Annotated in this window: 24 protein-coding genes and 1 tRNA gene; 7 read left to right on the top strand and 18 right to left on the bottom strand. The window is 40.7% G+C overall.

Features of this window, described 5'->3' with window-relative positions; translation table 11 throughout:
- The first annotated feature begins 109 nt into the window (after nucleotides 1-109).
- Nucleotides 110-1339, top strand: a complete 1230-nt coding sequence (locus EZL74_RS03750) for a M20 family metallopeptidase (RefSeq protein ID WP_204745125.1) — start codon at nucleotides 110-112, stop codon at nucleotides 1337-1339.
- A 45-nt stretch (nucleotides 1340-1384) separates the two neighbouring features.
- On the top strand, nucleotides 1385-2005 hold the full coding sequence (locus EZL74_RS03745) for a trimeric intracellular cation channel family protein (protein WP_204745124.1): 621 nt from the start codon (nucleotides 1385-1387) through the stop codon (nucleotides 2003-2005).
- 5 nt (nucleotides 2006-2010) lie between these two features.
- Here the strand turns inward: EZL74_RS03745 and EZL74_RS03740 are convergent, their stop codons facing one another.
- From EZL74_RS03740 to EZL74_RS03665, 16 genes are all read right to left on the bottom strand, one after another.
- Nucleotides 2011-2556 (bottom strand): TetR/AcrR family transcriptional regulator, encoded by a 546-nt coding sequence (locus EZL74_RS03740; RefSeq protein WP_131475258.1) that lies wholly within the window; start codon nucleotides 2554-2556, stop codon nucleotides 2011-2013.
- Between the two features lie 11 nt (nucleotides 2557-2567).
- Nucleotides 2568-3785, bottom strand: coding sequence for a 3-oxoadipyl-CoA thiolase (gene pcaF, locus EZL74_RS03735; RefSeq protein ID WP_131475257.1), 1218 nt, complete (start codon nucleotides 3783-3785; stop codon nucleotides 2568-2570).
- 11 nt (nucleotides 3786-3796) lie between these two features.
- On the bottom strand, nucleotides 3797-4315 hold the full coding sequence (locus EZL74_RS03730; RefSeq protein ID WP_131475256.1) for an FUSC family protein: 519 nt from the start codon (nucleotides 4313-4315) through the stop codon (nucleotides 3797-3799).
- A gap of 11 nt (nucleotides 4316-4326) precedes the next feature.
- Complete coding sequence (locus EZL74_RS13320; protein WP_131475255.1) at nucleotides 4327-5670, bottom strand: 3-oxoacid CoA-transferase; 1344 nt, start codon at nucleotides 5668-5670, stop codon at nucleotides 4327-4329.
- 14 nt (nucleotides 5671-5684) lie between these two features.
- Entirely contained in the window at nucleotides 5685-6458 is a 774-nt protein-coding gene (gene pcaD, locus EZL74_RS03720) for a 3-oxoadipate enol-lactonase (RefSeq protein WP_131475254.1), read from the bottom strand.
- A 10-nt stretch (nucleotides 6459-6468) separates the two neighbouring features.
- Nucleotides 6469-7392 (bottom strand): catechol 1,2-dioxygenase, encoded by a 924-nt coding sequence (gene catA / locus EZL74_RS03715; protein ID WP_204745123.1) that lies wholly within the window; start codon nucleotides 7390-7392, stop codon nucleotides 6469-6471.
- 31 nt (nucleotides 7393-7423) lie between these two features.
- Nucleotides 7424-7714 (bottom strand): muconolactone Delta-isomerase, encoded by a 291-nt coding sequence (gene catC, locus EZL74_RS03710; RefSeq protein ID WP_131475253.1) that lies wholly within the window; start codon nucleotides 7712-7714, stop codon nucleotides 7424-7426.
- Nucleotide 7715: 1 nt separating this feature from the next.
- Nucleotides 7716-8837: a muconate cycloisomerase family protein gene (locus EZL74_RS03705; protein ID WP_131475252.1), complete on the bottom strand. Its 1122-nt coding sequence runs from the start codon at nucleotides 8835-8837 to the stop codon at nucleotides 7716-7718.
- A gap of 125 nt (nucleotides 8838-8962) precedes the next feature.
- A complete protein-coding gene (locus EZL74_RS03700; protein WP_131475251.1) occupies nucleotides 8963-9850 on the bottom strand; it encodes an AraC family transcriptional regulator in 888 nt (295 codons plus the stop codon).
- Nucleotides 9851-9879: 29 nt separating this feature from the next.
- Nucleotides 9880-10188, bottom strand: coding sequence for a phosphoribosylpyrophosphate synthetase (locus EZL74_RS03695; RefSeq protein ID WP_204745122.1), 309 nt, complete (start codon nucleotides 10186-10188; stop codon nucleotides 9880-9882).
- Between the two features lie 356 nt (nucleotides 10189-10544).
- Nucleotides 10545-10626: transfer RNA gene (locus EZL74_RS03690), tRNA-Tyr, on the bottom strand.
- A 151-nt stretch (nucleotides 10627-10777) separates the two neighbouring features.
- Complete coding sequence (locus EZL74_RS03685; RefSeq protein WP_131475250.1) at nucleotides 10778-11938, bottom strand: TlpA disulfide reductase family protein; 1161 nt, start codon at nucleotides 11936-11938, stop codon at nucleotides 10778-10780.
- Between the two features lie 69 nt (nucleotides 11939-12007).
- The gene (locus tag EZL74_RS03680; RefSeq protein ID WP_131475249.1) at nucleotides 12008-13426 is read right to left on the bottom strand and encodes an MBL fold metallo-hydrolase; all 1419 of its coding nucleotides are present in this window, start codon (nucleotides 13424-13426) and stop codon (nucleotides 12008-12010) included.
- A gap of 63 nt (nucleotides 13427-13489) precedes the next feature.
- Nucleotides 13490-14281: a sulfite exporter TauE/SafE family protein gene (locus tag EZL74_RS03675; RefSeq protein WP_131475248.1), complete on the bottom strand. Its 792-nt coding sequence runs from the start codon at nucleotides 14279-14281 to the stop codon at nucleotides 13490-13492.
- 65 nt (nucleotides 14282-14346) lie between these two features.
- Nucleotides 14347-14754 (bottom strand): response regulator, encoded by a 408-nt coding sequence (locus EZL74_RS03670; protein WP_131475247.1) that lies wholly within the window; start codon nucleotides 14752-14754, stop codon nucleotides 14347-14349.
- Entirely contained in the window at nucleotides 14751-16784 is a 2034-nt protein-coding gene (locus EZL74_RS03665; RefSeq protein WP_131475246.1) for a sensor histidine kinase, read from the bottom strand. The genes EZL74_RS03670 and EZL74_RS03665 overlap by 4 nt, the downstream gene beginning before the upstream one ends.
- Before the next feature lie 240 nt (nucleotides 16785-17024).
- On the opposite strand from EZL74_RS03665, the gene EZL74_RS03660 reads away from it, so the two are divergent.
- The 4 genes from EZL74_RS03660 to EZL74_RS03645 all read left to right on the top strand — a co-directional run bounded on the left by EZL74_RS03660 (nucleotide 17025) and on the right by EZL74_RS03645 (nucleotide 23308).
- Nucleotides 17025-17420, top strand: coding sequence for a hypothetical protein (locus EZL74_RS03660; RefSeq protein WP_131475245.1), 396 nt, complete (start codon nucleotides 17025-17027; stop codon nucleotides 17418-17420).
- Nucleotides 17421-17588: 168 nt separating this feature from the next.
- Entirely contained in the window at nucleotides 17589-18671 is a 1083-nt protein-coding gene (locus EZL74_RS03655) for an efflux RND transporter periplasmic adaptor subunit (RefSeq protein WP_131475244.1), read from the top strand.
- A gap of 22 nt (nucleotides 18672-18693) precedes the next feature.
- Nucleotides 18694-21885 (top strand): efflux RND transporter permease subunit, encoded by a 3192-nt coding sequence (locus tag EZL74_RS03650; protein ID WP_131475243.1) that lies wholly within the window; start codon nucleotides 18694-18696, stop codon nucleotides 21883-21885.
- On the top strand, nucleotides 21866-23308 hold the full coding sequence (locus EZL74_RS03645; RefSeq protein WP_131475242.1) for a TolC family protein: 1443 nt from the start codon (nucleotides 21866-21868) through the stop codon (nucleotides 23306-23308). Before EZL74_RS03650 ends, EZL74_RS03645 begins: the two co-directional genes overlap by 20 nt.
- Nucleotides 23309-23392: 84 nt before the next feature.
- Here EZL74_RS03645 and EZL74_RS03640 read toward each other — a convergent pair whose 3' ends face one another.
- Together EZL74_RS03640 and EZL74_RS03635 are read right to left on the bottom strand one after the other, a co-directional pair.
- The gene (locus EZL74_RS03640) at nucleotides 23393-24913 is read right to left on the bottom strand and encodes a peptidase associated/transthyretin-like domain-containing protein (RefSeq protein WP_131475241.1); all 1521 of its coding nucleotides are present in this window, start codon (nucleotides 24911-24913) and stop codon (nucleotides 23393-23395) included.
- A gap of 154 nt (nucleotides 24914-25067) precedes the next feature.
- Nucleotides 25068-25427 carry a DUF1801 domain-containing protein gene (locus EZL74_RS03635; protein ID WP_131475240.1) on the bottom strand — a complete coding sequence of 120 codons (360 nt, stop codon included), beginning with the start codon at nucleotides 25425-25427 and terminating at the stop codon, nucleotides 25068-25070.
- Nucleotides 25428-25520: 93 nt separating this feature from the next.
- Here EZL74_RS03635 and EZL74_RS03630 point away from each other — a divergent pair.
- A partial coding sequence (locus tag EZL74_RS03630) for a helix-turn-helix domain-containing protein (protein WP_154669977.1) occupies nucleotides 25521-25779 on the top strand: 259 nt, incomplete at its 3' end.

Here is a 25779-nt window from a genome sequence, read left to right as displayed (position 1 = left end):
AATTATTATCAAAAGTGAAATAAATTTTTCACTAATTTTATACATACTTCTGAACTGCATATACTTAAAGACTATGAAAATAAATCAAATAAAAATAGTCAATGATAGAATGGATAATTTCATTGATGCATTGCTTCCTGAATTGGAAGAAATCTATAAAGATATTCATCGAAATCCCGAATTGTCGATGCAGGAATTCAGAACATCTAAAATGGCTTCCGATTATTTGACAAAGTACCACTATGAGGTTACCACAGGTATTGGAGTCACCGGTGTGGTAGGTTTGATGAAGAATGGAGAAGGGCCTGTAGTAATGCTTCGTGCTGATATGGATGCGCTTCCTGTAGCCGAAGCCACGGGATTGCCTTATGCAAGTACTGTAGTTGCAAGAGATAACGAAGGAATTGAAGTAGGTGTGTCACACGTTTGTGGTCATGATACACACGTGGCTTGGTTAATGGGTGCAGCACGGTTATTTTCAGAACATAGAAATTTATGGAATGGGACTTTATTAATTGTATTTCAACCTGGAGAGGAAGTTGGTCGCGGTGCACAAGCCATGATTGATGATGGCATGATGGAGCGGTTTCCTAAACCTGATATTATTTTAGGACAGCATGTAATGGTTGGTATGGCAGGAACAGTAATGCACCGCAGTGGACCAATATTATCAGCAGGAAACAGCCTTAAAGTAAAAATGTTTGGTCGAGGTGCCCACGGTTCTCAACCGCAAACCTCTATAGATCCGGTTATCATGGCGGCATCAGCAACGATGCGTTTACAAACTATAGTGTCGCGTGAGATTGCTCCGATAGAAAATGCGGTACTCACCATTGGGGCTTTACAAGCCGGAACCAAAGAGAATATCATTCCGGATGATGCCACGATAAAACTAAATATCCGCACTTTTGACGAAGGAGTGCGCGATCATATTCTTTCGGCAGTTAAACGAATTTGTTGTGCTGAATGTGCCGCATCCAATGCGCCAAGAGAACCCGAATTTACTACCATTGACAGCTATCCGATTACAGAGAATGATGCGGTAGCTACCGCTAAAGTAGCGGCAGCTTTTGATGCCCAGTTCGGAGATAAATCTCTGGAAACGAAACCGGCTTCTGCCAGTGAAGATTTCAGTGTTTTCGGGAGAAATTGGAAGGTGCCTTATGTTTTTTGGTTTGTAGGCGGTACCGATCCTCAAACATATTTGGAGGCACAGAAAAATAATTTGATTAATACCATACCCAGCAATCATTCCCCTAAATTTGCACCAGTGATTCACCCCACCTTAAAAACGGGATTACAGGCTATGATGACAGCAGCTTTGGCCTGGTTAGAATAAGACACAACAATGGATAACTTACATTTTCTCTATTATGTTCTTGACTTGACAGGCGCTTTTGTTTTTGCGATTAGTGGAGCAGTAGCCGCAAAACAACGAGGGTTGGATTTGTTTGGCATTTGCGCTATTGCCTTTACGGTTGCCTGTGGTGGTGGAATTATTCGAGATCTTTGTATTGGGGCTATTCCTCCCGCGGGATTGATGAACTGGCAATATCTTGTCGCTGCTATCGCGGCAGCCGGAATGACTATTGGGTTATATCCGCTTGTGCAGCGGCTTAATCATCCTGTATTATTTTTTGATGCCTTGGGGTTGTCATTATTTGCAGTAACCGGTGCCCAAAAAAGTCTTGCGTTTGGTCATAACGCTGAGGTGGCTGTTCTCTTAGGAATTACTACCGCAGTTGGAGGCGGAGTGTTGCGGGATGTATTACTTAACAGGGTACCTGTCATATTGGAAAGAGAAATTTATGCCTCAGCGGCATTGATAGGCTCTTTAATTATCGTTTTAGGAAATTATTTAAAATGGTTGTCGGATGATTGGGTTTCCATCATTGCCTTAATCATATGCTTTGTTTTGCGCTTGTTGGCCTTGCGTTACCATTGGAATCTACCTGTTTATTCTGATGATGAAGCAGACTCAAAATTAAGGAATGACCACGATTAGTTGTTTTAACCTTTAGGAAACCGACTGTATTTTTTTTGAGTAAGCTTCACCATGGCATCAATGTGATTAGCTTCAAGTTCATTGGCCGCAATATATTTCCACAAGCCATCAATAATAAACAAAGTAATTTCAGCTTCTAATTCGGGTTCATCATACCCCAATTCTGTAAAAGCTTTTACCAGCAATTCCTGACTCGATTTCATGAATAAATGATGATGGGCAGTGGCCATAGCGTTAAGTGGTGTTATTTTGTATTGCAATCTCCAAAAGTCTTTATTTGATAAAACGAGTATTTTGGGTAACTCTAATAAATTTGAGATATAACTTTCAGGGGTTTGGTATTCTAAATGTTTGGCCACCAATTTGGTGGCTTCCCGATATCCTGACTTTACAATTTCTTCAATCAGATTGTCTTTGCTTTTGAAATATTTGAAAATAAGGGCTTCCGACACTTTGGCTTCCAGGGCAATAGATTTAGTAGTCGCGGCAGAAGTACCCGACTCAGTAAAGATTTTTACTGCGGCATCCATTATGTCCTGTTTTTTACTCACTCTTAATGATTTTATTCTATATTTTCTAAAATGACAGCATAGCCTTGACCGACTCCCACACACATAGTGGCCAGTGCATATTTTCCTTTTCTTTTCCGAAGTTCCAAAGCAGCCGTATAGGTGATTCTGGTGCCCGACATTCCTAAGGGATGTCCTAACGCAATAGCACCGCCGTTAGGATTTATTCTGGGATCATCGTCTTTTAAACCTAGTGCTCTTGTACAGGCTAAAGCCTGAGCCGCAAAAGCTTCATTGAATTCCATTACATCCATGTTATCAAGCGTAAGCCCTGCTTTTTGCAACGCCTTTTGAGTCGCTGTTACCGGACCAATGCCCATGATACGGGGTTCTACGCCGGTGACTGCCGAAGCTACTATGCGGGCCAATGGTTTCAAACCAAATTTTGCAACGGCTTCTCCGGAGGCTATATATACAACCGCCGCTCCGTCATTCAACCCGGAGGCATTCCCGGCTGTAACCGTTCCGGTTCCGTCTTTTTTAAAGACTAGTTTTAGATTCGAAAGAGCTTCCAACGTAGAGTTTTCCCGTATAAATTCATCTTTTGCAAAAACTTTAGGTTCTCCTTTTCTTTGTGGGATGGTTACAGGGATTATTTCTGCTGCTAACCTGCCATTTTTGGTGGCCGCGGCCGCTTTTAATTGGGAGGCCAGTGAAAACTTGTCCTGATCTTCTCTTGAAATGCCATACATATCTACCAAATTCTCAGCAGTCATACCCATGGAGTCGGTTCCGTATAGGGCTTCCATTTTTGGATTTATAAAACGCCATCCAAAAGATGAATCTTCCATTTTGGAATCGTTGCCGAATGCTTTAGATGGTTTTGAAATAACCAGTGGCCCTCGCGTCATGTGTTCTATACCGCCGGCAATAAAAATGTCGCCATCGCCAGCTTTGATAGCTCTGTTGGCATGAATAATGGCCGACATTCCGGAAGAGCATAGCCTGTTTACCGTTTCACCGGGAACGGTAACCGGAAGCCCGGCCAGTAACGCTGCCATTCGGGCTACATTTCGGTTGTCTTCTCCTGCCTGGTTATGGCACCCCAAGATAACATCATCAATGGCTTCTTTGGGTATGGCAGGATTTCTTCTTACGAGTTCTTCAATGACGTAAGCGGCAAGATCGTCTGCTCTGATTGCGCTCAAAGTACCCCCAAAACTTCCGATAGGGGTACGTATTCCATCAATAATATAGGCTTCTGTGTTCATGATTTTTTCTTTTATAATTTTTCATGCGGAAGACCCGCTTTGTTTCTCAAATAATTTATCAGTAACGAAGTTACTATGGTTATCGATAAACCTATCAAACAGCCGGCTGTTACAGAAACAAATCGGTATAGCGCCGGTAACCAATTGAGCTGTGATTGCTCGTGAATGGCCACAATAATAAATGCCACTATGGCGGTTCGGGCCACATTCATCAACTGAAATAGGTAACAAACCACTATTGCAAGGACAATTCCCAGCAGTATGATGTAAATATTGGGCTGGTATAGAACAAAACACAACAAACCGATAATGGAACCAATTAAATTAGATTTAAACCTTTCCACGGATAGGCGCTTGGCATCTTTTGCTTCAGGGGAAATGACAAGTACAATTGAAAGCAATGTCCAGTAGGCCTCATACTCATTGAAATACAGATAAAGTTGGTACCCAATCAAAAAGCCAATAAGGCATCTCAAAATATAGATAACCAAATCAGAACCAATGCTATACCGTATTATTTTGTTGTGCATGGCTTTGTTAATTACAAACGCTCTTCAAATTTTGCAGTGGTACTTTTGCGTATTTCTTCCAAAGTTGCACCGGGCATAATTTCTGTTAAAGTCAGTTTGCCATTAATGAATTCAAAAACTGCTTTATCGGTAATTACCATATCAACTGCTTTCAGGGCCGTTAACGGCAAATCACACAACGGAACTATTTTGGGATCTCCGTTTTTTTCATTGTGCATCATGGTAATAATGAGTTTTTTGGCTCCCGAAGCCAAATCCATTGCCCCGCCAACACCTAATAAAGGTTGTCCCGGAACTGCCCAGTTAGCCAAGTTGGCTGCTTCATCAACCTGCAGTCCGCCCATAATGGCTACGTCAACATGTTTTCCGCGAATCATCGCAAAAGATTCGGCAGAGTCAAAATAGGAGGACCCTTTGAGTGCCGTTACCGGTACTTTTCCGGCATTTACCGGATAATCCATAGCTCCGCCACCATCAGCAGGAGCCGGACCTACACCCAACATTCCGTTTTCGGTGTGTAAAATAATTCCATCATCATCTGAAATGAAATCGGCAACCAATGTGGGAATTCCAATTCCGAGATTCACAACATCACCGCTTTTAAGTTCTTTTAAAGCTCTTTTCGCCATATTATCTCGTGTTTCCGAAGCTTTTTTGCTTGAAGAAACAGCGGCGGAACTTCCCAAATCTTCTAATGTTAAGGTCGCCTGAACCAAATAGTCGACATAAGAACCCGGCGTATGAATGCTTTCAGGCGGAATAGCACCCACAGGAACGATTTCTTGAACTTCAGCAATAACCAAATCAGCAGCGGTAGCCATGGCTTTGTTGAAATTTTGTTCGGTCATTCGGTACTGCAAATTTCCGGCAGTATCGGCTTTCCAGGCACGAATAAAAGCAACATTTCCTCTGATTCCCGGGATGAATACCTGCTCCACGCCATTAAGTACTTTAGTTTCTCTTCCTTTTGCCAATGCTGTACCGGCTGAGGTTGGTGTGAAAAAACCGCCAATACCGGCACCTCCTGCGCGTATGGCTTCAGCCAAGGTTCCCTGCGGCAAGAGTTCATATGCTACAATACCCTCCTGAGCGGCCTTAACGGCTTCAGGATTGGAAGTAAAAAAGGAGCCAATCATTTTTTTAAGCTGACCGTTCCGAAGTAGTCTGCCGCCACCAATACCGGCCTCACCAACATTATTACCTATGAAAGTGAGGTTTTTGGTTTGGGTTTCCGCAAGGGCATGCATCAAATGAACAGGATTGCCGGTCATCCCAAAACCTCCCTGCAATAAAGTATCTCCATCCTTTACCATAGCTACAGCTTGCTGTAACGTTATTTGTGGTATCGTTTTCATTTTTGTGAATTATGTTATGTGAAATGAATAATATATTTTGAAAATTCTTCCGGATTTGCTTTGTTGGAAAGGTGTGCTGCTTCCATAACGACATGCTTGGCTGCCGGAATTTGTTGTTGAAGGAATTCACCGTCTTCAACAGTAGTTACTTCGTCCTTTGCGCCACTAATAATCAGCACCGGAACCTTAAGCATGTGAAGTTGCTCTCTGAAATCGGCATCTCTTACCATAGTACAACAGGCGGTATATCCCTGGAGTGACGTGTCTTCAAAATCACGAAGAATCTGAATTACTTTTTCAGGATGTTTTTCACGATAGTCAATAGTAAACCATCGCAAAGCCGTTCCGTCAATAATGCTTGATAAACCATTGTTTTTCACTTGTTCAATCCTTGAATTCCAACTATCTGCGGTGCCAATTTTTGCTGCGGTATTGCAAAGGATAATTTTACTAAAGCGTTCAGCATGATGAATGCCCAACCATTGCCCAATCAATCCGCCCATCGATATTCCGCAGAACAGCACTTTATCCAGTTTCAAATAGTCTAGTAATTCGATAACATCGTTTCCCAGTTCAGCTACGGAAACCGTTTCCTGATTGATGGTACTTTTGCCATGGCCACGGGTGTCGTATCGTAAAATATTAAAATACTGGCTTAGTAAAATCACATTTTCATCCCACATCGAGTAATTGGTACCCAATGAATTGGAAAGAACCAATGTTTCCTCGTGTCCGAAATCATCGTACTGATACTGGCATTCGAAGTGTTGTAATTTAACTTTTGGCATGCTGTTGTCATTAAATATTTGCGTGGGAACGGTGGTTTTCACCTGCCGGAATATTTTCGGCATCTTTAATAAGATTAAAATCGAAATCAATTTTGGCGAAAGCCTCATTTTTACCATAGGCAGCAGCTTGATCGGCTGGTATTCTTTTTACATGCGGTACCAGATCTTCCCGTGTGGCAAAGGCAAAATCATCATAAGTAAGTGGATCTCCTTCTATATTGATTTGCGTGGTGAGTTTACGGAATCCCGGAGCCGTTACAAAAAAGTGAATGTGTGCCGGTCTTGACCCGTGTCTGCCTAACAGCGCCATTAAGGTATCGGTAGAACCACCGGGAGGACAAGAGTAGCCCACCGGAACAAATGATTTGAATTCATATTTACCGTCTTTATCGGTGATGATGGCTCTTCTTAAATTGAATCGGGGTTGTGTGGAATCAAAATGCGAATAGAGTCCTTTCGTGTTGCAGTGCCAAACTTCTATTTTAGCGCCTTCCACCGGATTGCCGTTTTCGTCTTTTACGATTCCGCTCATGTATAGTCGTTCTGCATTCGGTTCGGGTTCTGTTTCTAATTCGGCATAGGATTTTGACACTGGCGATCCTTCGATGTAAAGCGGTCCTTCGATGGTGCGTGGTGTTTTAGCATGGATTCCCGCCTGCTCATCTTCCCAGTCCATTTTCACATCTATAAAATGTTCGATTCCGGTTCCGGCAAAAACCAATCCCCATTCACCATTTCGGCCTATTTCTCCCAAAAAGTCGCACGCATGCCACATCTCTTCGGAAGTAATATCTAAATCAGCCATCATATTAAATAAATCTTTGAGCATTCGGTTTACAATTTCTTTCACTCTTTCGTTGCCTTGTCCCGGTTTTTCTTTTGATTTAATGTAGTTTAAAACGGCATCTATGCGTGCCTGATCCATTCTTTTCATAATTTTAATTGTTTTTAAGTTGTTTTATAAATTATAATAGCGTTTGTCGTATCGCGTTGGGATGTTTGCAAATGCTCGTTACTTTGATGTTCATGTAAGGAAATAACGGCAGGGAGCTGATGATTTGGTGCAGTTCCTCCGGGCTGTCTACTTCAAGAACAGAGATGTTAGAGAATCGACCAGCTACACGCCATAAGTGTTTCCATTTACCGGAAGACTGCCATTTTTGGGAGCATTCTTTTTCCTTTGCCGTGATGTCGGCCAGTTTTTCTTCACTCCAGGTTTCGGGGATGTGCACATCCATTTCTACTACGTATACCATATTATTTTCTTTTATATTTTGCTACTTGATTCATGTCTAATTCAATGCCGAGTCCTAAACCGGTTGGCAGTTCTAGACTGAAATTATCATAAGCGATTGGTTTTTTAACAATATCATCGGTCAGTAAAAGCGGCCCGAAAAGTTCAGTGCCCCAATCAAGATTTGGGAGTGTGGCAAAAATATGTGCCGAAGCAGCGGTTCCGATGGTTCCTTCGAGCATGGTGCCGCCATAGAGAGCAATTCCGGCTCCCTGAGCAATTGCCGCTTGTCGCGCTATATTGGTCAATCCGCCTGATTTGGCAATTTTGAGCGCAAAAACACTGGCGGCATTCATTTTGGCCAATTTAAAGGCATCCTGAACGGTTGCCGCTGCTTCATCGGCCATGATGGGAACTTCAAAATAAGAGGTGAGTCGTGCCAGTCCTTCAAAATTATATTTGGCTAAGGGTTGTTCAATGAGATCTACACCATTATCCTGCAGTTTTTGGATGGCTCTTTTAGCAATTTGTTCGCTCCATGCCTGATTAACATCTACCGTTACTTTGATATCATTGCCCAAGGCTTTTTTGATGGCGGTGACATGTTGTATGTCTTCCTCGGGCTTTTTGGTGCCGATTTTGAGTTTGAAAACGTTGTGCTTTTTGGAACGGATTAATTTATTAGCTTCTTCAATGTCTTTATCGGTGTCACCGCTGGCCAGTGTCCAAAGTACAGGCAAAGAGTTTGAGATAGCACCACCAAAGAGTTGGTGTACCGATATGCCGAGCCTTTTGGCCTGGGCATCGAGTAGTGCGGTTTCTATTCCTGATTTGGCAAAATTATTCCCTGAGATATTTTTATCGAGTAGTTTCATCAGGAAATTGATTTTGGTAGAATCCTGGCCCAATAATAGCGGTGTAAAATAAGTATCGATGGCTAATTTAATCCCTTCGGGAAATTCATCGGCATACGAAATGCCCCCAATGGTTGTGGCTTCGCCAATACCTTCAATTCCGTCAGAGGCAAAAAGGCGGATGATAACCATAGATTGTTTTCGCATTACCGCCATTGAAAGATGATGCGGCCTGATGGTGGGTAGGTCTACAATAAAAGTCTCAATACCGGTGATTGTAATTTGCGACATGATTTCAGAAATTAGTGAGTACTCAATCAGTTAGTAAGCACTTGCTCACTGTTATGACAAAGTTATTTTGAAATCACGTTTTGGGAATAGGACTTTTACGCTATTACTATCACAAATGATGCAAATTACGATTTGATACCTATAGTTTTTCGGAACTCATTAGGTGTGAATCCTGTTTTCTTTTTAAATATTCGGGAGAAATAACTGGGGTCTTCAAAGCCAATGTCGTATCCAATTTCATTGATGCTTTTTTCAATATCGGACAAAAGGAATTTGGATTCATTGATAAAGAAATCGGTGATGACCTCTTTAGGGTGTTGTTGGGCAACGATGCTGCAAATACGGTTTAAATGGCCCGGCGTAATATTTAAATCGGCAGCGTACTGTTCGATGGTTTTTTTGTAGGTACGGCTTTCGCGAATGAGTTGGGAAAACCTCCGAAAATAAATGATGGAGGAATTGTCTTTGTTGAAGATTCTGAGTGGTGTGCTTTTAGGAATCCGGCTCAATTGTACAATGATTTTGCCTATGATGCTTTCCAGCATTAACAATTTTCCCAAATTTTCCTGTTGGTATTCTGTTACGCACTCTAGCATACTGTTAAAGACTGTTTCGGAAAAATCATCTTTTGTGACCGCGGTGAGTTGAAAAGTCTCTATGGCTATAACTGCTTCGGTTTCTCTTTTAATCATGTGTTCTAATACGGCATCGGAGAGGCTGATAATCCAACCTTTCATTTCCGTAAGATGTTCAAAACCGTGTTCTGTATTCTTGGGGATAGTTATGAAAGAAGGTGCTGCTACAGGGATTCTTTCGTCATTGTGAAGCAGCATTGTACTACCTTCGATAATGATAAAGATTTGAAACTGATTGTTGTGAATGTGAGGTTTTACATTGTTATTGTTTTCCTTTCCAATGACGCCAAAAGGGTGAACGTAAACCAGTCCATTCACAAAATCAATAGAACTTTTGCCATATAATCCTTCAAAAAAAGTGCGGTCAGTATTTTTCACAATTTTTATTTATTCGATAATACTATAAGTCAATGTTGTTTTGGCTGCAAAGCCCTCATCATTTCATTTGAAATGTCATCACTGTAGATTCCGTAGCCATTGATTAAAGTGCCTTTTAAGTTGTATTTTTCGGAAGAAATTGCGTAAAGGATTGCTTCGTCACCCGGATCATTGCCGGCTTCAAACCGATAATGCCTGTCAACAACAAAATCCTCCGGATTAATTTGTAAATTATTTTCAACACAAGCCAGACATGAACTTTTAAGATTAAAATCTGTAGTGTATCCCTCTTTCTTTAAAATTTCTAAAACTTCTGTTAAAGTGGTCATTGGCTCCATAATTCTTTGAATTACTATAAAGAAGTACCAAGTTACGGATTTTATTTATGTCTTTTTTAAAATATGAAACAATCTGATTTGCTGCCTTCTTGATGAAATCAATAGAGTTGTTTAGTTTGATTTAAAGATGAGCTGTGCTGGTTGTTGAAATTTTATATCCAGATACCCAACAATTTCATATTTTAAATTAAAATGATCAACACTCCCATTCACAAAGGTTTGATAAATATGTTGTATGACTTTTTGTTGGTAGGTAAAACTTCTGTTTTTTTAAATAGAAAATAACACATTGAAAAGCAAAAACCCTGCAAATCTTAAGATTTACAGGGTTTTGAGTTCTTTTGTTTTTTTTCTTGTGGGGAGAGCAGGATTCGAACCTGCGAAGACTTAGTCAGCGGATTTACAGTCCGCCCTCGTTGGCCGCTTGAGTATCTCCCCATCGCTTTGCGCGGTTGCAAATATAAAAACACTTTTGACGTTCGCAAACAAAAACCGGGTATTTTATTGAAGGTTTTTTTAATGATTTGGTTTTGAGTAAAATAAAAAAATCTCCCGAAGGAGATTCTTAAAAGTAATGCTCATTTGCATTTTATTTCGCAGCCAATAGTTCACTGATTTTTGCTTTCAATGCCTCACCGGACAAATCAACAGCCACAATTTTGCCGTCAGCACCTAATAAAAAAGTAGACGGAATCTGATTTACGCCGTATTGAAGCGCAATCGGATCATTCATTTCCTTTAGGTTGGAAACCTGTGTCCAAGTCAACTTATCTTTGGCAATGGCTTCTTTCCATTTTGCAGCATCGTTGTCTAATGAAACACTGATGATGTTTAATCCCTTAGCATGAAACTCGTTGTAAAGCGCAACTACAGAAGGGTTAGCCTGTCTGCAAGGAGCACACCAGGAAGCCCAAAAATCAATCAATGTTGCTTTCCCCAAACTTTCTTTTAAAGACACCATTTTACCTTCCGGATTAGGAGCTTTGAAGTTGGGAGCCATAGCACCAATACTTACATTGCTTTTGGCTTTTTCCTGTTTTTTGATGTTTTCTAAATTCTCTACGATTTTTTTACCTGGTTTGGTTTTCTTTAAAGTTTCATCCAAAGTATTGTATACAGCCTCAATGTCAGCAGGTTTAAATTTAGGATTGTTAAACATAGCCTGTACAATCAAAACGCTGATGAATGATTTCGGATGGCTTTTGGGGTAGTTAAAAGTAAAATCGGTAATCCCTTTTTGGAGGTCTTCGTATTGTTTTCGCAACGTATTGATGGTTGCAGTGTCTTTATTTTTGGTGGCTTCATTCATTTTAGCCATGTTTTTCATTTGAAAATCCATCACTTTTTGTTGCAAGCCTTTTTTGATTTTTCCCGATTCTTCATTGAATTTGTAAAACTCATCGTTGCTGTACGTACCGGCAATTTTAGATTTAAAAATGCTGTCTTTATCTACTTCAATGGTAATTTCCCCTTCTTCTAAAATAAAAGGTACTTTACCATTTACTTTTTGTATTTCGATTAAACTGATAGCCGGTTCATCTGCTTTTCCTTTGATTTCGAACTTTTCATCAACAATTTTAACGGTATCAACAGTAAGCAACCCCATTCCGTTCGGATTTTCTTTTTGTAAAAAAACCAAACCCGATTTCAACCCTTTTACTTTTCCGGTAATCAAATATTCACCATCGGCTACTTTACTACATGAAAATAGTGTCGTTGCTGCGGCTACTAAAACAAATATTTTTTTCATTATGTGTTTATTAAATTCTGTGCAAATGTATCTAATTTGGTAAGTGCACAAGGTGATATTATTCTTTTTTTATGATTTATTTTGCGTGGAAGGACAAACAAATTGTGTACAAGGTGCCGAGGTTTGCTTGATTCCGTTCATTCCTTTTTCGATATTGATAAAATTGTGAATGCCTCTTGATTTTAAGATGGAAGCCATGATGACAGAACGATATCCACCGGCACAATGCAAAAAGAAAGTACTCTCTTTCGGAATGCTTTGAAAGTTTTCATTTACGTTATCCAAAGGAAGATTTATCGCATGTTCTACATGTTCGGCTTCAAACTCTCCGGGCTTACGGGCATCAATCACCAAACTGTCAGGAGTGAGTTGTTGCGCAAAAGTTTCGGGGGAGATTGAAGGTACCGAATCGGTTTCAAAACCGGCTGCAGTCCAGGAATCTATACCTCCTTTCAGGTAACCCAAAACGTGATCAAATCCTACACGTGACAAGCGCGTGATGGTTTCTTCTTCACGTCCTTCCGGTATGACTAAAAGCAGTTTTTGATTAACATCTCTCAGCAATGAACCTACCCAAGGAGCAAAATTACCCTGAATGCCGATAAAGATTGAGTTAGGAATATGGGCTTTTACAAAATCATTTTCATGGCGCACATCCAGAACCACCACATCACCTTGATTGGCTATTGCTTCAAATTCATTGGCCGAAAGCGCTATTTTACTTTTTGTCATTACGGTATCCAGACTTTCGTATCCTTTGATGTTCAGTAATACATTCTGAGGGAAATAGGCTGGTGGAGTTCCTAGACCTTCCAGTAATTCTTTGATGAATTCGTCTTTGGTCATATCAGCTCTGAGCGCATAGTTGCTCTTTTTTTGGTTGCCCAAGGTATCCGTAGTTTCTTTACTCATGTTTTTACCGCAAGCACTGCCGGCACCATGACTCGGATAAACAATTAAATCGTCTGCAAGCGGCATGATTTTGTTGCGTAGCGAATCAAAGAGATAAGAAGCCAGTTTTTCCTGAGTCAATTCTTCTGTCAGGGCTTGTGCTAAATCAGGACGGCCAACATCGCCTATGAAAAGCGTATCTCCGGTAATGATTCCGTGTTGCTTGCCGTTTTCATCAATGAGTAAGTAACAGGTGCTTTCCAGAGTGTGACCTGGAGTGTGTAACGCTTTTATGGTATAATTACCTACTTTAAACTCTTGATGGTCTTCGGCTATGATGGCTTCAAACTCAGGGTTGGCAGTTGGACCGTATACAATTTTTCCACCGCTTTTTTTCGCCAAATCCAAATGTCCTGAGACGAAATCAGCATGAAAATGGGTTTCGAAAATGTATTTTATTTTGGCATTATCTTTTTGTGCTTTATCTAAGTAAGGCTGCACTTCGCGCAACGGGTCAAAGATGGCTGCCTCGCCGTTGCTTTCTAAATAATAGGCCGCTTGGGCAATGCATCCGGTGTATATTTGTTCGATTTTCATAAGAAAAAGATTTGTACAAAATTAAAGAATAGTGGTTTAAAACGGCGTGCATTTAGAAATACTTTATGAAAAAACTTCTTTATACAAAATCAAAACGGACATGGCTAAAACAAAGAATCCGAATATTTTGCGCAGCAGTTTTTCATTGATGTGCTGTTGAATTCTCAGGCCAATGATTATTCCCACTATGGATATCGACGTGAATGTCAGTAAAAAAGTCCAGTCAATAGTGCTGTTTTGCACATCGCCCAGGAAACCAATCAGTGAATTAATGGTAATAATCAACAATGATGTGCCGATTGCCTTTTTTATGGGTAACTTGGCTAATTGTACTAAAGCCGGTATAATCAAAAAACCACCGCCGGCTCCAATCATACCAATTAAAATCCCGACAAAAAATAATTGAATGACAACCATGTACGGGTTTTTGTTTTTTTCCTCTTTTTCATTCACCACTTTTGCCGGTTTGAGCATAGAATAGGCTGCCAAAAACATGACTACAGCAAAAATCAGCATCAGAAATGTGGCTTTGTTGAGCTGAGAGGAACCAAAATAGAAAATAACATCGGGTAGGAGGTGTATGATGAATTTTCGGGTGAGGTAAACACCTATTACAGATGGTATGGCAAATTGCAGGGCTGTTTTTGGAGCGACCAATCCTTTTTTAAAATTGCTGATGGTTCCGAAAGCAGAAGTTGTACCCACAATGAAAAGAGAATAAGCCGTGGCAATCAGAGGGTTTAAATGCAGTACATACACCAAAATCGGAACGGTTAATATAGAGCCGCCTCCACCCGTAATACCCAATACTAATCCTATGCATAAAGCTCCGATATATCCTAAAAGTTCCGGCATTATTGTATAATTAAAGGCGTAAAAGTATGATAATTTGAGATGAAAAAACGGAGCAAAGTATAACGTTATTCACCTTTAGTCACGTGTTTGGTTATTTCTAAAATCTTACTGCTGTCAATTGGTTTTGAAAAATAACCCATTATTTCTGGAAATGTTTTGGCCTTTTCTTTATCTTCATAAGCAATCGAAGAACTAACTATATAAATAGCCGTCTGATCTGTTTTTCCGGAGAGCGACTTTTCGATTTGCGTCATAAAATCCCAACCATCCATGATGGGCATTTCAATATCGAGCAGAATAATTTCGGGCATTTTTTTGTTTTTTTCCAAATCAGCCTTAAAACTGTCCAAGGCTTCTTTACCATTTTTAAAGGAAACAACATCATATTCGGTTTCCGACATGGCAATAATCTTATTGATCAGTAATTGATAAATAGGATCGTCATCAATTATGCAGATTACTTTGTTTTTCATTTGAAATAAATGGTAAATGTAGTTCCTTTATTGAGTTCACTTTCGGTTTCAATTTTTCCGCCCATGGCTTCCACTTGGCTTTTGGTGATGAATAAACCGATTCCTTTTGAGTCGGGATTATTGTTAAACGTTTTGTACATACCGAATAATTTATCGCCGTTTTTGGCCATGTCAATACCAATACCATTATCTTTTATTTTCATGGTTTTTGAATCGGAATCATAGGAAATGAATATTTCCGGCTTTCTGTCAGGATGACTGTACCGCACGGCATTGGAAATGAAATTTAAAAGAATACTCTCCAGATAGGCGGTATTGTATTTCACCTCTATTGTAGGGTCTACTTCATTGTAAATGGTAGCTTTCTTTTTGGCAATTTGTTCGGTTAGAACAGTCTTGGCTTTTTCAATATATTCATGAAGATTTAAACGTTCAATAGTCAGATTAATATTGGTTCTGATGCTTACAACCTCGTTGAGGTTGCTCATGGTTTCGTTTAAAGAAGCCGATACTTTTTTGAGCAAACCAATCATTTCATCGCGTTCATCTTTGGTTTCGGCAGTTTCCAAAAAGCTCGAAATGGTTTCAATATTACTGGTGTGTGAACGCAGGTTGTGCGATACGATATAGGAAAAATTGAGCAGTCGTTTGTTTTGTTCTGATACAATTTCAAAAGATTGTTTCAGCTCTTCCTCGGCTCTCTTTTTTTCGGTAATATCCTCTATAATGGCAATATTGTTGGTAGGTGTTTCATTTTTTTTCCACAGTTTCGAAACAATCAGATTCACCCAAACCGTTCTTCCCGATTTGTGGATGTATCTCTTTTCTTTGTCAAATTCATTAATGACTCCTTTTTTGAGTAAGTCCATATTGGCAATATCATCTTCCACATCATCCGGATGGGTCAGGGATTGGAAATTCATTTGAATTAGTTCACTCTCAGTATATCCCAAAATTCGACAATATTCATCGTTTACTGTAATGAAATTCCCATTTTGTGCATCTACACGGGCTATGCCTACCGGGGCCTGTTCAAAAATAGTTTTGAATTCGGCTTCATTGTACAATATTTTTTTGGCTTGTTCGTATATCTGCAATTGCAGTTTGGCCGGTTTTTTCATGATAGAGGCAACCCAAAGTCCCGACATTAAAGCCAGTAATAACCCTAAAATGGTAGAAGTAGTAACCTGATGTAGTATTCCGTTTTTCTCACGGGCAATGAGATACAGTTTCCAATCACCGTCAGGTATGGTTATGGTTTGATAGTATTTTTTAGAGAAATCTTCTTTTTCCGGAAGATAAAATTCTTCTTTATGAGTATCGGGGTTTACTTTTGAAAACTGAAAGTAATATTTACTGTTGTTGATAGATTCTATACCCGAAAGCTTGAACAAGGTTTCCAGTTTAATAATCACGGCAGAAAACCCCCAGAATTTATTGTTCTTAAAAACAGGTAATCGACCCACAACTCCAATGCCGCCCTGCTTGAGTTTGAGAGGGCCGGCAAAGTATATCAGTTTTGTTTTTATCGATTTTCTGGCTTCTTTTTGAACACTCGGGGTGTTTAAGATGTCATAGTTAATGGCACTTTCATTTCCGTTCAAAGGATACACATATTTGATAATACCACCGGGAACCAATTGAACGGCATCTATACTGGCGTTGGAATTGACCAACTGTGGCGCTATAATATCAAAATTTTCCGGAATTCCCTTGTCATTGATTGTCATGGCCAGCGTAAGCGTAGCTGTATAACTGTTTTTTAAAACCTGTTGAATGTTTTGATGCACAACATTAATGATGTTTGACATTTCATGTTGCTGATTTTCTTTAATCACTCTGTAGCGCAATCCTATCACCACGCTCAAGAGTATTAATAATAATAAAGAGGCAAGTGCACCCGTAGTGTTGGGCCTTGTTAAAAACCATTTTGAAAATTTAGTCCAAGTTTTCTTGAAACTCATAGAGTTATTACTTCGGGTTAGGAGGATGTACGGGTTCATAAAGGTAATAAAAAAAAACAGTTTCATCCTAGTAATATTCTATTAACAATTTACTTTCATCGCTTCGGGTAATCATCTTCATTTTATTTTAATCTGTTTTTTTGAAAATTTGAACTTCAAATAGTAAAGTCTGATTTGATTGGACTTGTCTAACAATTTAATTTTTAATGAACTAACCGAATAAATAATTTTTTGTAATATTTTACTTGTTACAACTGTGTTTTTTTTCTTTCTTCGTTTCATTTTTTTTCTAATTTTGGCCTCCAAATGAGAATAGTAGCGTTTTTAGGATATTTGTGTTTTTTGTTCTGCGGTGGCGGCCATACTTTTTATGCCAATACCCAGTCTCAAACTGCCCATCTTGGAATTACTGCTGCCGTATCTGAAAGTCATCAGACAAAATTCAATGCTGCTGACCAATTTACCCTTGTAATCGATGATTCTGATTTCGACCTTGAAGAAGAACATTCGGGGGGTGATGAGGTAAAACAAAGTACTGACAACGATTTTGTTACCATTGCCGGTAGTTTGTTCAAGAATTGGTCTGCCTTGTATTCTTATTTTACTCATTTAAATTACTACAATAAAAGCCTTGCCACTTCAAAGGCTTACATTCGGATTTCAGCTCCGATTTACATCAAAAACAGAACTCTGAGAATTTGATTGCCGCCTACGGGCAGTCGCATCAGGTACGTTCAGTAGTGCCTGTGTGGGTGTGGACTAATCTTTCTGCTTTGGCATGATTCTCAAGATTAGGCCTTGACTGCCTGTATTTACATCCGTAAAATTTCTGAATCCAACGCGTAAAATCGCTCCAATTCCATTAAAACCATGAAAAGAAATGTAATTTTCACTGGCCTAGTTGCCATGTTGTGTTTGGTAAGTTGCACAACCAAAAAAGAAGAAAAAGAAGAAATTACCAAATTTACCGTAACCAATGCCGCTGTTATCGACACTTCGTTTACCAAAGACTATGTGTCACAAATCCGATCTGTTCGCAATATTGAGATTCGCGCTCAGGAAAAGGGTTTTCTGCAAAACATCTATGTTGATGAAGGACAATACGTAACGGCCGGACAGGTATTGTTCCGCATCATGCCTCAGTTGTATGAAGCCGAATTGCAAAGGGCCGAAGCCGAAGCCAAGGCTGCCGGAATCGAATTGCAAAATGCCAAAATGCTTGCCGACAAAAATGTAGTGTCCAAAAGCGAACAAGCTATGGCTCAAGCTAAGTTTGAACAAGCCAAAGCCGAAGTTGCTATGGCTAAACTGCACTTGTCTTTTACCGAAATCCGCGCCCCTTTTTCGGGAACTATTGACCGAATTCCTAAAAAATTGGGAAGCTTAATTGACGAAGGTGAATTGTTGACCTCGTTGTCAGACAACACTAAAATGTTCGCCTACTTCAATGTTTCAGAACCCGAGTACATCAATTATCAAAATAACGCCAAGCTCCACAACAACGACAATGTTGGTTTGGTATTAGCCAATGGCGACCTTTTGAAGTACAAGGGTAAAGTTGAAGTTATTGAAGGAGAATTTGATAATGAAACCGGAAACATCGCCTTCCGCGCCAGTTTCCCTAACCCAGATAAATTGCTGAGAAATGGTGAAACCGGAAAAGTTCAAATGACAATTCCGGTAAAAAATGCCATCATCATTCCTCAAAAGGCTACCTATGAAATACAGGATCAAAAATACGTGTTCATCGTAGCAAAAGACGGTACCGTAAAATCAAGAAACATTAAGGTAGCATACGAGCTTCCGGATATTTATATACTCGATTCGGGCTTGAGTGCCGATGAACGCTTCCTGGTAGAAGGTATTCAGAAAGTGAAAGACGACCAGAAGGTTGAAACCAAATTTGAAGACCCGAAAAAAGTGCTTCAATCACTAAAATTAAAAGCAGACTAGTTGTACATAAAAGCGAACACTTATGTTTAAAAAATTTATTCGCAGACCAGTTCTGTCTATCGTGATCTCATTGATCATCATTTTTTTAGGAATTTTATCTTTGGTAAAACTTCCTGTTACCCAATTCCCTTCTATCTCACCACCCAAGGTGAATATTACAGCGGAATATCCGGGAGCCAACAATGAGTTGCTCATCAAGTCGGTAATCATTCCGATGGAAAGAGCCCTGAACGGAATTCCCGGAATGAAATACATGGATTCTGATGCCGGAAATGACGGTGAATGTACCATTCAGATTGTTTTCGATTTAGGGACTGATCCTAACGTAGCCGCCATCAACGTGCAAAACCACATTTCATCGGCCATCAATAAATTACCTCCTTTGGTAGTGCGTGAAGGAGTGAAAATTACTCGTGAAGAACCGAACATGCTTTTGTATGTCAATGTATATAGTGATGACCCTAAAGCCAATCAAAAGTTTCTGTTCAACTTTGCCGATATCAACCTGCTTTCAGAAATTAAAAGGGTAAAAGGAGTTGGGGATGCCGATATCATCGGTACACGTGAATATGCCATGCGTATCTGGTTAAAACCCGACAGGATGACGGCTTATAACATTTCGGCTGATGAAGTGATGGAAGCACTCAGTGCCCAGAGTTTAGAGGCTTCTCCCGGAAAAACGGGAGAGAGTTCCGGTAAACGCTCACAGTCGTTTGAATATATCTTAAAATACCCAGGCCGTTACAGCAATGAAAAAGATTATGGCAATATCATCCTGAAAGCCAAAACGGATGGTGAGTTTGTACGCCTGAAAGATGTAGCCGATATAGAGTTCGGTTCTACTATGTATGATATTTACTCAACGTTGAACGGGAAACCTTCAGCCGCTATCAGCATCAAACAGTCATACGGTTCCAATGCGAGTGAGGTAATTGAAAATGTGAAAAGCTTAATGGCTGATTTGCAGAAAACAACTTTCCCCAAAGGAATGCATTATGAAGTCAGCTACGACGCTTCTCGATTCTTGGATGCTTCTATCGAAAAAGTAATCCATACGTTGTTCGAAGCTTTTATATTGGTAGCTATAGTGGTATTCTTGTTTTTGGGTGACTGGCGTTCTACTCTGATTCCAACCATAGCCGTTCCGGTATCGCTCATCGGAACCTTTGCAGTAATGTCGGCATTTGGAATTACCCTAAACCTGATTTCGCTTTTTGCTTTGGTAATGGCTATCGGTATTGTAGTGGATGATGCGATTGTCGTCATCGAGGCCGTCCACGCCAAAATGGAGGAAAAAGGACTCTCTCCACTCAAAGCTACAGAAGAAGCCATGCACGAAATCAGTGGTGCGATTATAGCCATCACATTGGTAATGGCCTCGGTGTTCATTCCGGTGGCTTTCATGTCGGGACCGGTTGGTGTTTTCTACCGTCAGTTCTCTATTACCATGGTTTCTTCCATCATCTTATCGGGAGTTGTGGCTCTGACCCTAACACCGGCTTTGTGTGCCTTGATTCTTAAAAACCATCACGGACACGAGAGAAAACCAACTCCTGTAAACCGATTTTTGGATAAATTCAACAACATGTTTACCATTGGTGCAGGCAAATACCACAAATTGTTGACCAAAGTTATCACCCGAAAAGCAATTACCCTGCCTTTTCTTTTGGTTTTCTGCGTCGGAATTTTTCTGCTGAGCAATAAGTTGCCTTCCGGATTCATTCCTAGTGAAGACCAGGGGATGATATATGCCATCATTCAAACTCCACCCGGTTCTACCTTGGAGCGTACGAACCAAATTGCTTTGGAGTTGCAAAAAGCGTCTGAAGACATTGACGGAGTGGCTTCGGTTTCCTCTCTGGCGGGTTATGAGGTACTTACCGAAGGAACAGGTTCCAACTCGGGAACGTGTTTAATTAATTTGAAAAACTGGAGCCAACGTAAAGAATCGGCTGCCGAAATCATAGAGCAGTTAGAGAAAAAAGCCAAAGAAATTCCGGGTGCCAACATCGAGTTTTTCCAACCGCCGGCCATCCCGGGTTATGGAGCAGCAGGAGGTTTCGAGCTCCGTTTGATGGATAAAGCCGGAAGCGGTGATTATCACAAAATGGAGCAGGTGAGCAATGATTTTGTAAAAGAATTGAAAAAACGCCCGGAACTGGGGTCTGCCTTTACGTTCTATTCGGCAAGTTTCCCGCAATACATGCTTAAAATTGACAACGAGTTAGCCGAGCAAAAAGGGGTTACCATAGAAAAAGCTATGGATAATCTTTCTACTTTGGTGGGTTCTAACTACGAAACGAGTTTCATCCGATTTGACCGTCCGTATAAAGTTATTGTACAGGCCGGTCCGCAATACCGCGCTTTGCCTACTGATTTGCTCAAATTGTATGTCAAAAATGATAAAGACCAAATGGTTCCTTATTCTGATTTCATGCATTTGGAAAAAGTATACGGCTTATCGGAAATTACCCGACACAATCTGTATAACTCTTCTGAGGTGAGCGGAACACCGGCTCCGGGCTACAGTAGTGGTGATGCCATTAAAGCAGTTCAGGAAGTGGCCGAAAAAACCTTGCCGAGAGGCTTCGGAATCGACTGGGCTGGGATTTCCAAAGATGAGGTGTCTCGCGGAAACGAAGCTCTCTATATCTTCTTGGTGTGTCTCGGGTTTGTATACTTAATTCTGTCGGCCCAATACGAAAGTTTCATACTGCCTTTGCCTATCATTCTTTCGTTACCAACCGGAATCTTCGGTGCTTTTTTAAGCCTTTATATGTTAGGATTGGAAAATAACATCTACGCTCAGGTGGCCATGGTAATGCTCATCGGACTCCTCGGTAAGAATGCCGTGTTGATTGTTGAGTTTGCCGTTCAGAAAAAAGCCGAAGAGGGGATCTCTACCAAAGATGCTGCCTTGCAGGGAGCTGCTCTCAGATTCCGCCCTATTTTGATGACTTCGTTTGCCTTTATTGCCGGTTTGATTCCGTTGGCATTGGCTACCGGACCGGGAGCTATCGGAAACCGTACCATTGGTACCGCAGCCGCAGGAGGAATGTTAATCGGAACTATTTTCGGATTGATGGTAATTCCTGGATTGTATTACATCTTTGGAAGATTAGCCGAAAAATCGAAATTGGCTCGCTATGAAAATGAATATCCTTTAACAGAACAAACCGAACCTTACAAACACGATGGAAAATTTGAAGATTAAAAATAGTATTGCAACCGCAGCCTTATTACTCCTTTTAGGAAGCTGTAAAACACCCGATATAGCACCTACAAAAGCTACGGCTTCTGTGCCCGATAAGTATGGTAACGCCACTGCGGTTACGGATACGACCAATACAGCTACACTGCCGTGGAAAAAGTATTTCAAAGATCCTAATTTGGTGGAGTTAATCGATACCGCCATAAAAAATAATCAGGAGTTGATGATTACGCTGCAGGAAATTGAAATCGCCAAAAACGATATTCGTGTGCGCAAAGGAGCCTTATTGCCTACGGTAGGAGTAAAAGCCGGAGCCGGAGTGGAGAAGGTGGGTCGTTATACCAGTCAAGGTGCCGGAGATGCAACCACCGATATCGAACCGGGGAAAGAAATGCCCGATCCGTTAACTGATTTCTCCCTCGCAGCGTATGCCAACTGGGAAGTAGATGTGTGGAAAAAACTGCACAACGCCAAGAAATCAGCCATCAGCCGTTACCTGTCTACTATTGAAGGGAAAAACTTCGTGTTGACCAATCTGGTAGCAGAAGTGGCGGACTCCTATTACGAATTATTGGCCTTAGACAGCCAATTAGCCATCATCAGACAAAGCATTCAATTGCAAACCAATGCTCTGGAAGTGGTGAAAGTACAGAAAGAAGCAGCGCGTGCCACCGAGTTGGCCGTTCAAAAGTTCCAGGCCGAAGTGTTGGCATCACAAAGCATGGAGTTTGAAACATTGCAAAAAATAAAGGAAACCGAAAACAAAATCAATTTCCTGTTGGGGCGTTATCCGCAGGAAATTAAAAGAGACAACAGCGATTTTTTAAGTTTGTTGCCTTCCGAAGTCAAATCGGGTATTCCTTCGCAATTGTTGGCTAACCGTCCGGATGTGAAGCAGGCTGAATTGGAATTGGCAGCCGCTAAACTGGATGTAAAAGTGGCGCGTGCTGAATTCTATCCTTCATTAGGTATATCGGCCTCTTACGGGTTACAGGCTTTTAAAACGTCGTATTTGTTGAAGTTCCCCGAATCGGTATTGTATTCGTTGGCTGGTGATATTGCAGCTCCTTTGATTAACCGCAATGCCATTAAAGCCGAATTTGCCAGTGCCAATGCCCGCCAGCTTCAGGCTTTATACAACTATGACCGTACTATTTTAAATGCCTATTTAGAAGTGTCCAATCAACTCTCTAACATCAGTAATTTGGATAAAAGTTATGAGTTGAAGTCTAAACAAGTGGCTGCTTTGAACCGTTCTATCGAAGTGGCTAACGATTTATTCCGTTCTGCCCGTGCTGATTATTTCGAGGTGTTGATGACACAACGCGATGCGCTCGAATCCAAACTGGAGTTAATCGAAACCAAAAAAGCACAGCTCAATGCAGCTGTACACGTTTACCGCGACTTGGGTGGCGGATGGAAATAATTTAATGTTGGGTTAAATTATGATTAGTTGAGAAAAGCCGTTCAGTTATTGGACGGCTTTTTTTGTGCTTTAAATTAAGGTGTTTTACTCTTCTGCCTTCAATTGCTTCATAGCTTCCAGAGGTTCTATAACGCTGTACTCTTTCCAGAAGGCAGGGTCGTAGCGTTTCAGTGGGGTGTAGTTGAAATCATTTTCTTTGAACTGCTCAACCACTGCATTGCTGGTTTCTTCTCGGTTCAGGTTCAGCAATTCGGTTTTCTTTACCATATTGCCTTCTATTTTTAAATTAAAAGACACCACATCTTTCTCGGCATCGGTTAACTCTATAAATTTAAGCGGACGGTTTAGATAGATGTACTGCCCGGTTTCCATAGAGGCATACTGCAGGTAATATCCGGTTCCTACGGGATTCTTTTTATAAATGATGGTGCCCTTGCTCACGTTTTCGGAACTTTTGACGCCCAACAGGAACTTCATGTTAAAACTGTTCAATGTTTTGCCTTCGGCTAATGTATAATCGCAGCGCACTACAGCATAATCGGTAGCTGAAATGTAGAGCTTTCCGGTGTATTTAGCCTTGCTCTTGTCAGGAGTGAAGCGAATGATGTATACATAGTCTTCATCGCTTTTATAAGTCTTGCCTTCGTAAGTGTATGTGTAATATTCGAGTTGGCTTAAAAAATCAAACTTCTCACTTTGCATGAAGTTATTACGATACAAGGTCGTCATCATATCGGTTCTCGCTTTGGAGAGAGTGGTTTCCGGTTTTGCTTTGCTGTTTTTGTCGTGTATTCCTTCTTTGAGCGAAATCGTATCTCTCGAACCAAAAAGTCCGCTTTTCAAACGGTAAAACTTGTTGGGGTCTAAATGTTTCAGGAAGGTTTTTTCTACCATTTCATTCATGTCTTCTAACGAAACGGCCTGTTCACTATTGCGAAGCGAGGCAGCCTTTACCGCTTCAAGTTTGGAAATAAAGAGGGGTTTGTCATTTTTCGTGGTTAGGGTAGTGTAGTAATGACAAAGCAGGTCTTTGAAGCCAAAAGGCGGTTGTTTGATGAGTTTATCTCCGAAAATCTTCAAATCGGCATTGGTGGTTTTGAGTTGCTCTTTGCTGAAACCGGTTGATTTGTCAACGGTAATGTCAACTTTTTTCGGCACAAAACCGCTGCTGTTTCGGGTGAAGAGTTGGTCTTTAAAGGCCAGCCCGTTTCCTTTGTAATGTACTTTTAAATTCTTTCGCACGGCAGCCATGATACTGTCAGCATTGGGGCGTTCGTTTTTGATGGTCAACGTCTCCAGTTCTACTATAGCCGGAACCAGCTTTACCTTGTATTCGTTGGCTTTGAGTTCGCCTAACGTAATCTCTGCCGGCACATAACCCAAATACGAAACCACCACTTGGGTCGCATCGGCATTGAATTTTTCCGAAAGCGTACAATAGCCCTCGGCATTAGAAATCAGATGGGTAGTGTTGTTTACCTTTATATTGGCAAACGGAATGCTTTCGGCCGTGTTAGCATCGGTAATTTGCAGCGAAATGCTTTGAGCCGTGCTGAGGTGTAATCCGAAAAGGAAAAAAGAAAAGGAGAAGAGGAATGTTTTCATAAAAACAGGCTTTACAATAGGATGGATTTTGGCTAAATAATAACTGCTCTGCGGAATGTAATGATTTTAAAAATGGCAATCGAAAATCAAGCATCCCCGCCAAGGTAAAAATATCTAATCTTTCGAATAAATGAAGCACGATGTCGGTTAAATTTTACTTGGGCCCACTTCCAAAACGGATGATTTCCTCCAGAACAGTCATATTCAGATCTTTCAGTGACTTGAAATGGATGCAATATCCACTCACGTTGGCTTTTCCCAATTGTCGGGCAAACGTTTGAGCCAGATAGGCTTTGTCTTTAATGCCCATAATGTAAAGAGAGATTCCGCCGGTATTGGCACTCATCCCGATTTGGTAAAAGGCTTTCGTTTTACCGCCGGTATAATGCAGGTTGAGTAGCCCATAGCCAATATTGGGATTGGATATTATTTTGCCTTCGTTGTTTTTGCCATCCAAAAACCATAGCTGTGCGTCCGGCATTATTTTCAGGATAAGCTCATGCAAAATATGCATCTCACTGCGTTTGGGCTCGGGTTGACTGTTGAGGTAGTTTTCTATTTGTTGTGTTGTCTTGTCCTAAAATAGCTATACACTAAAAAAGTGTATATGGAAAACCCTGCACAAGAGATTTATGCTTCACGGGAGCACAAACAGAGCCGTTATGACAAACGCTTGATTTTAAAAATTGTCAAAGAAGTTGAACAAGGATTGCCTAGAAAAGAAGCTACCCGGATTTATGGATTAGGAAAAGCATCGTTAGATGGTTGGATGAGGGATTATGGTTCACCCGAATATCAAGAAAAAATCAAACGCAGGAGTTATACAAACCTTCAAAAACGTACTATTGTTACAGCTATAGAACAAG

The organism is Flavobacterium silvisoli (assembly GCF_004329815.1).
In the GTDB taxonomy this organism is placed as follows: Bacteria; Bacteroidota; Bacteroidia; order Flavobacteriales; family Flavobacteriaceae; genus Flavobacterium; species Flavobacterium silvisoli.
The sequence above is the reverse complement of the archived record's forward strand: the minus strand, read 5'-3'. Positions and strand labels throughout refer to the sequence as shown.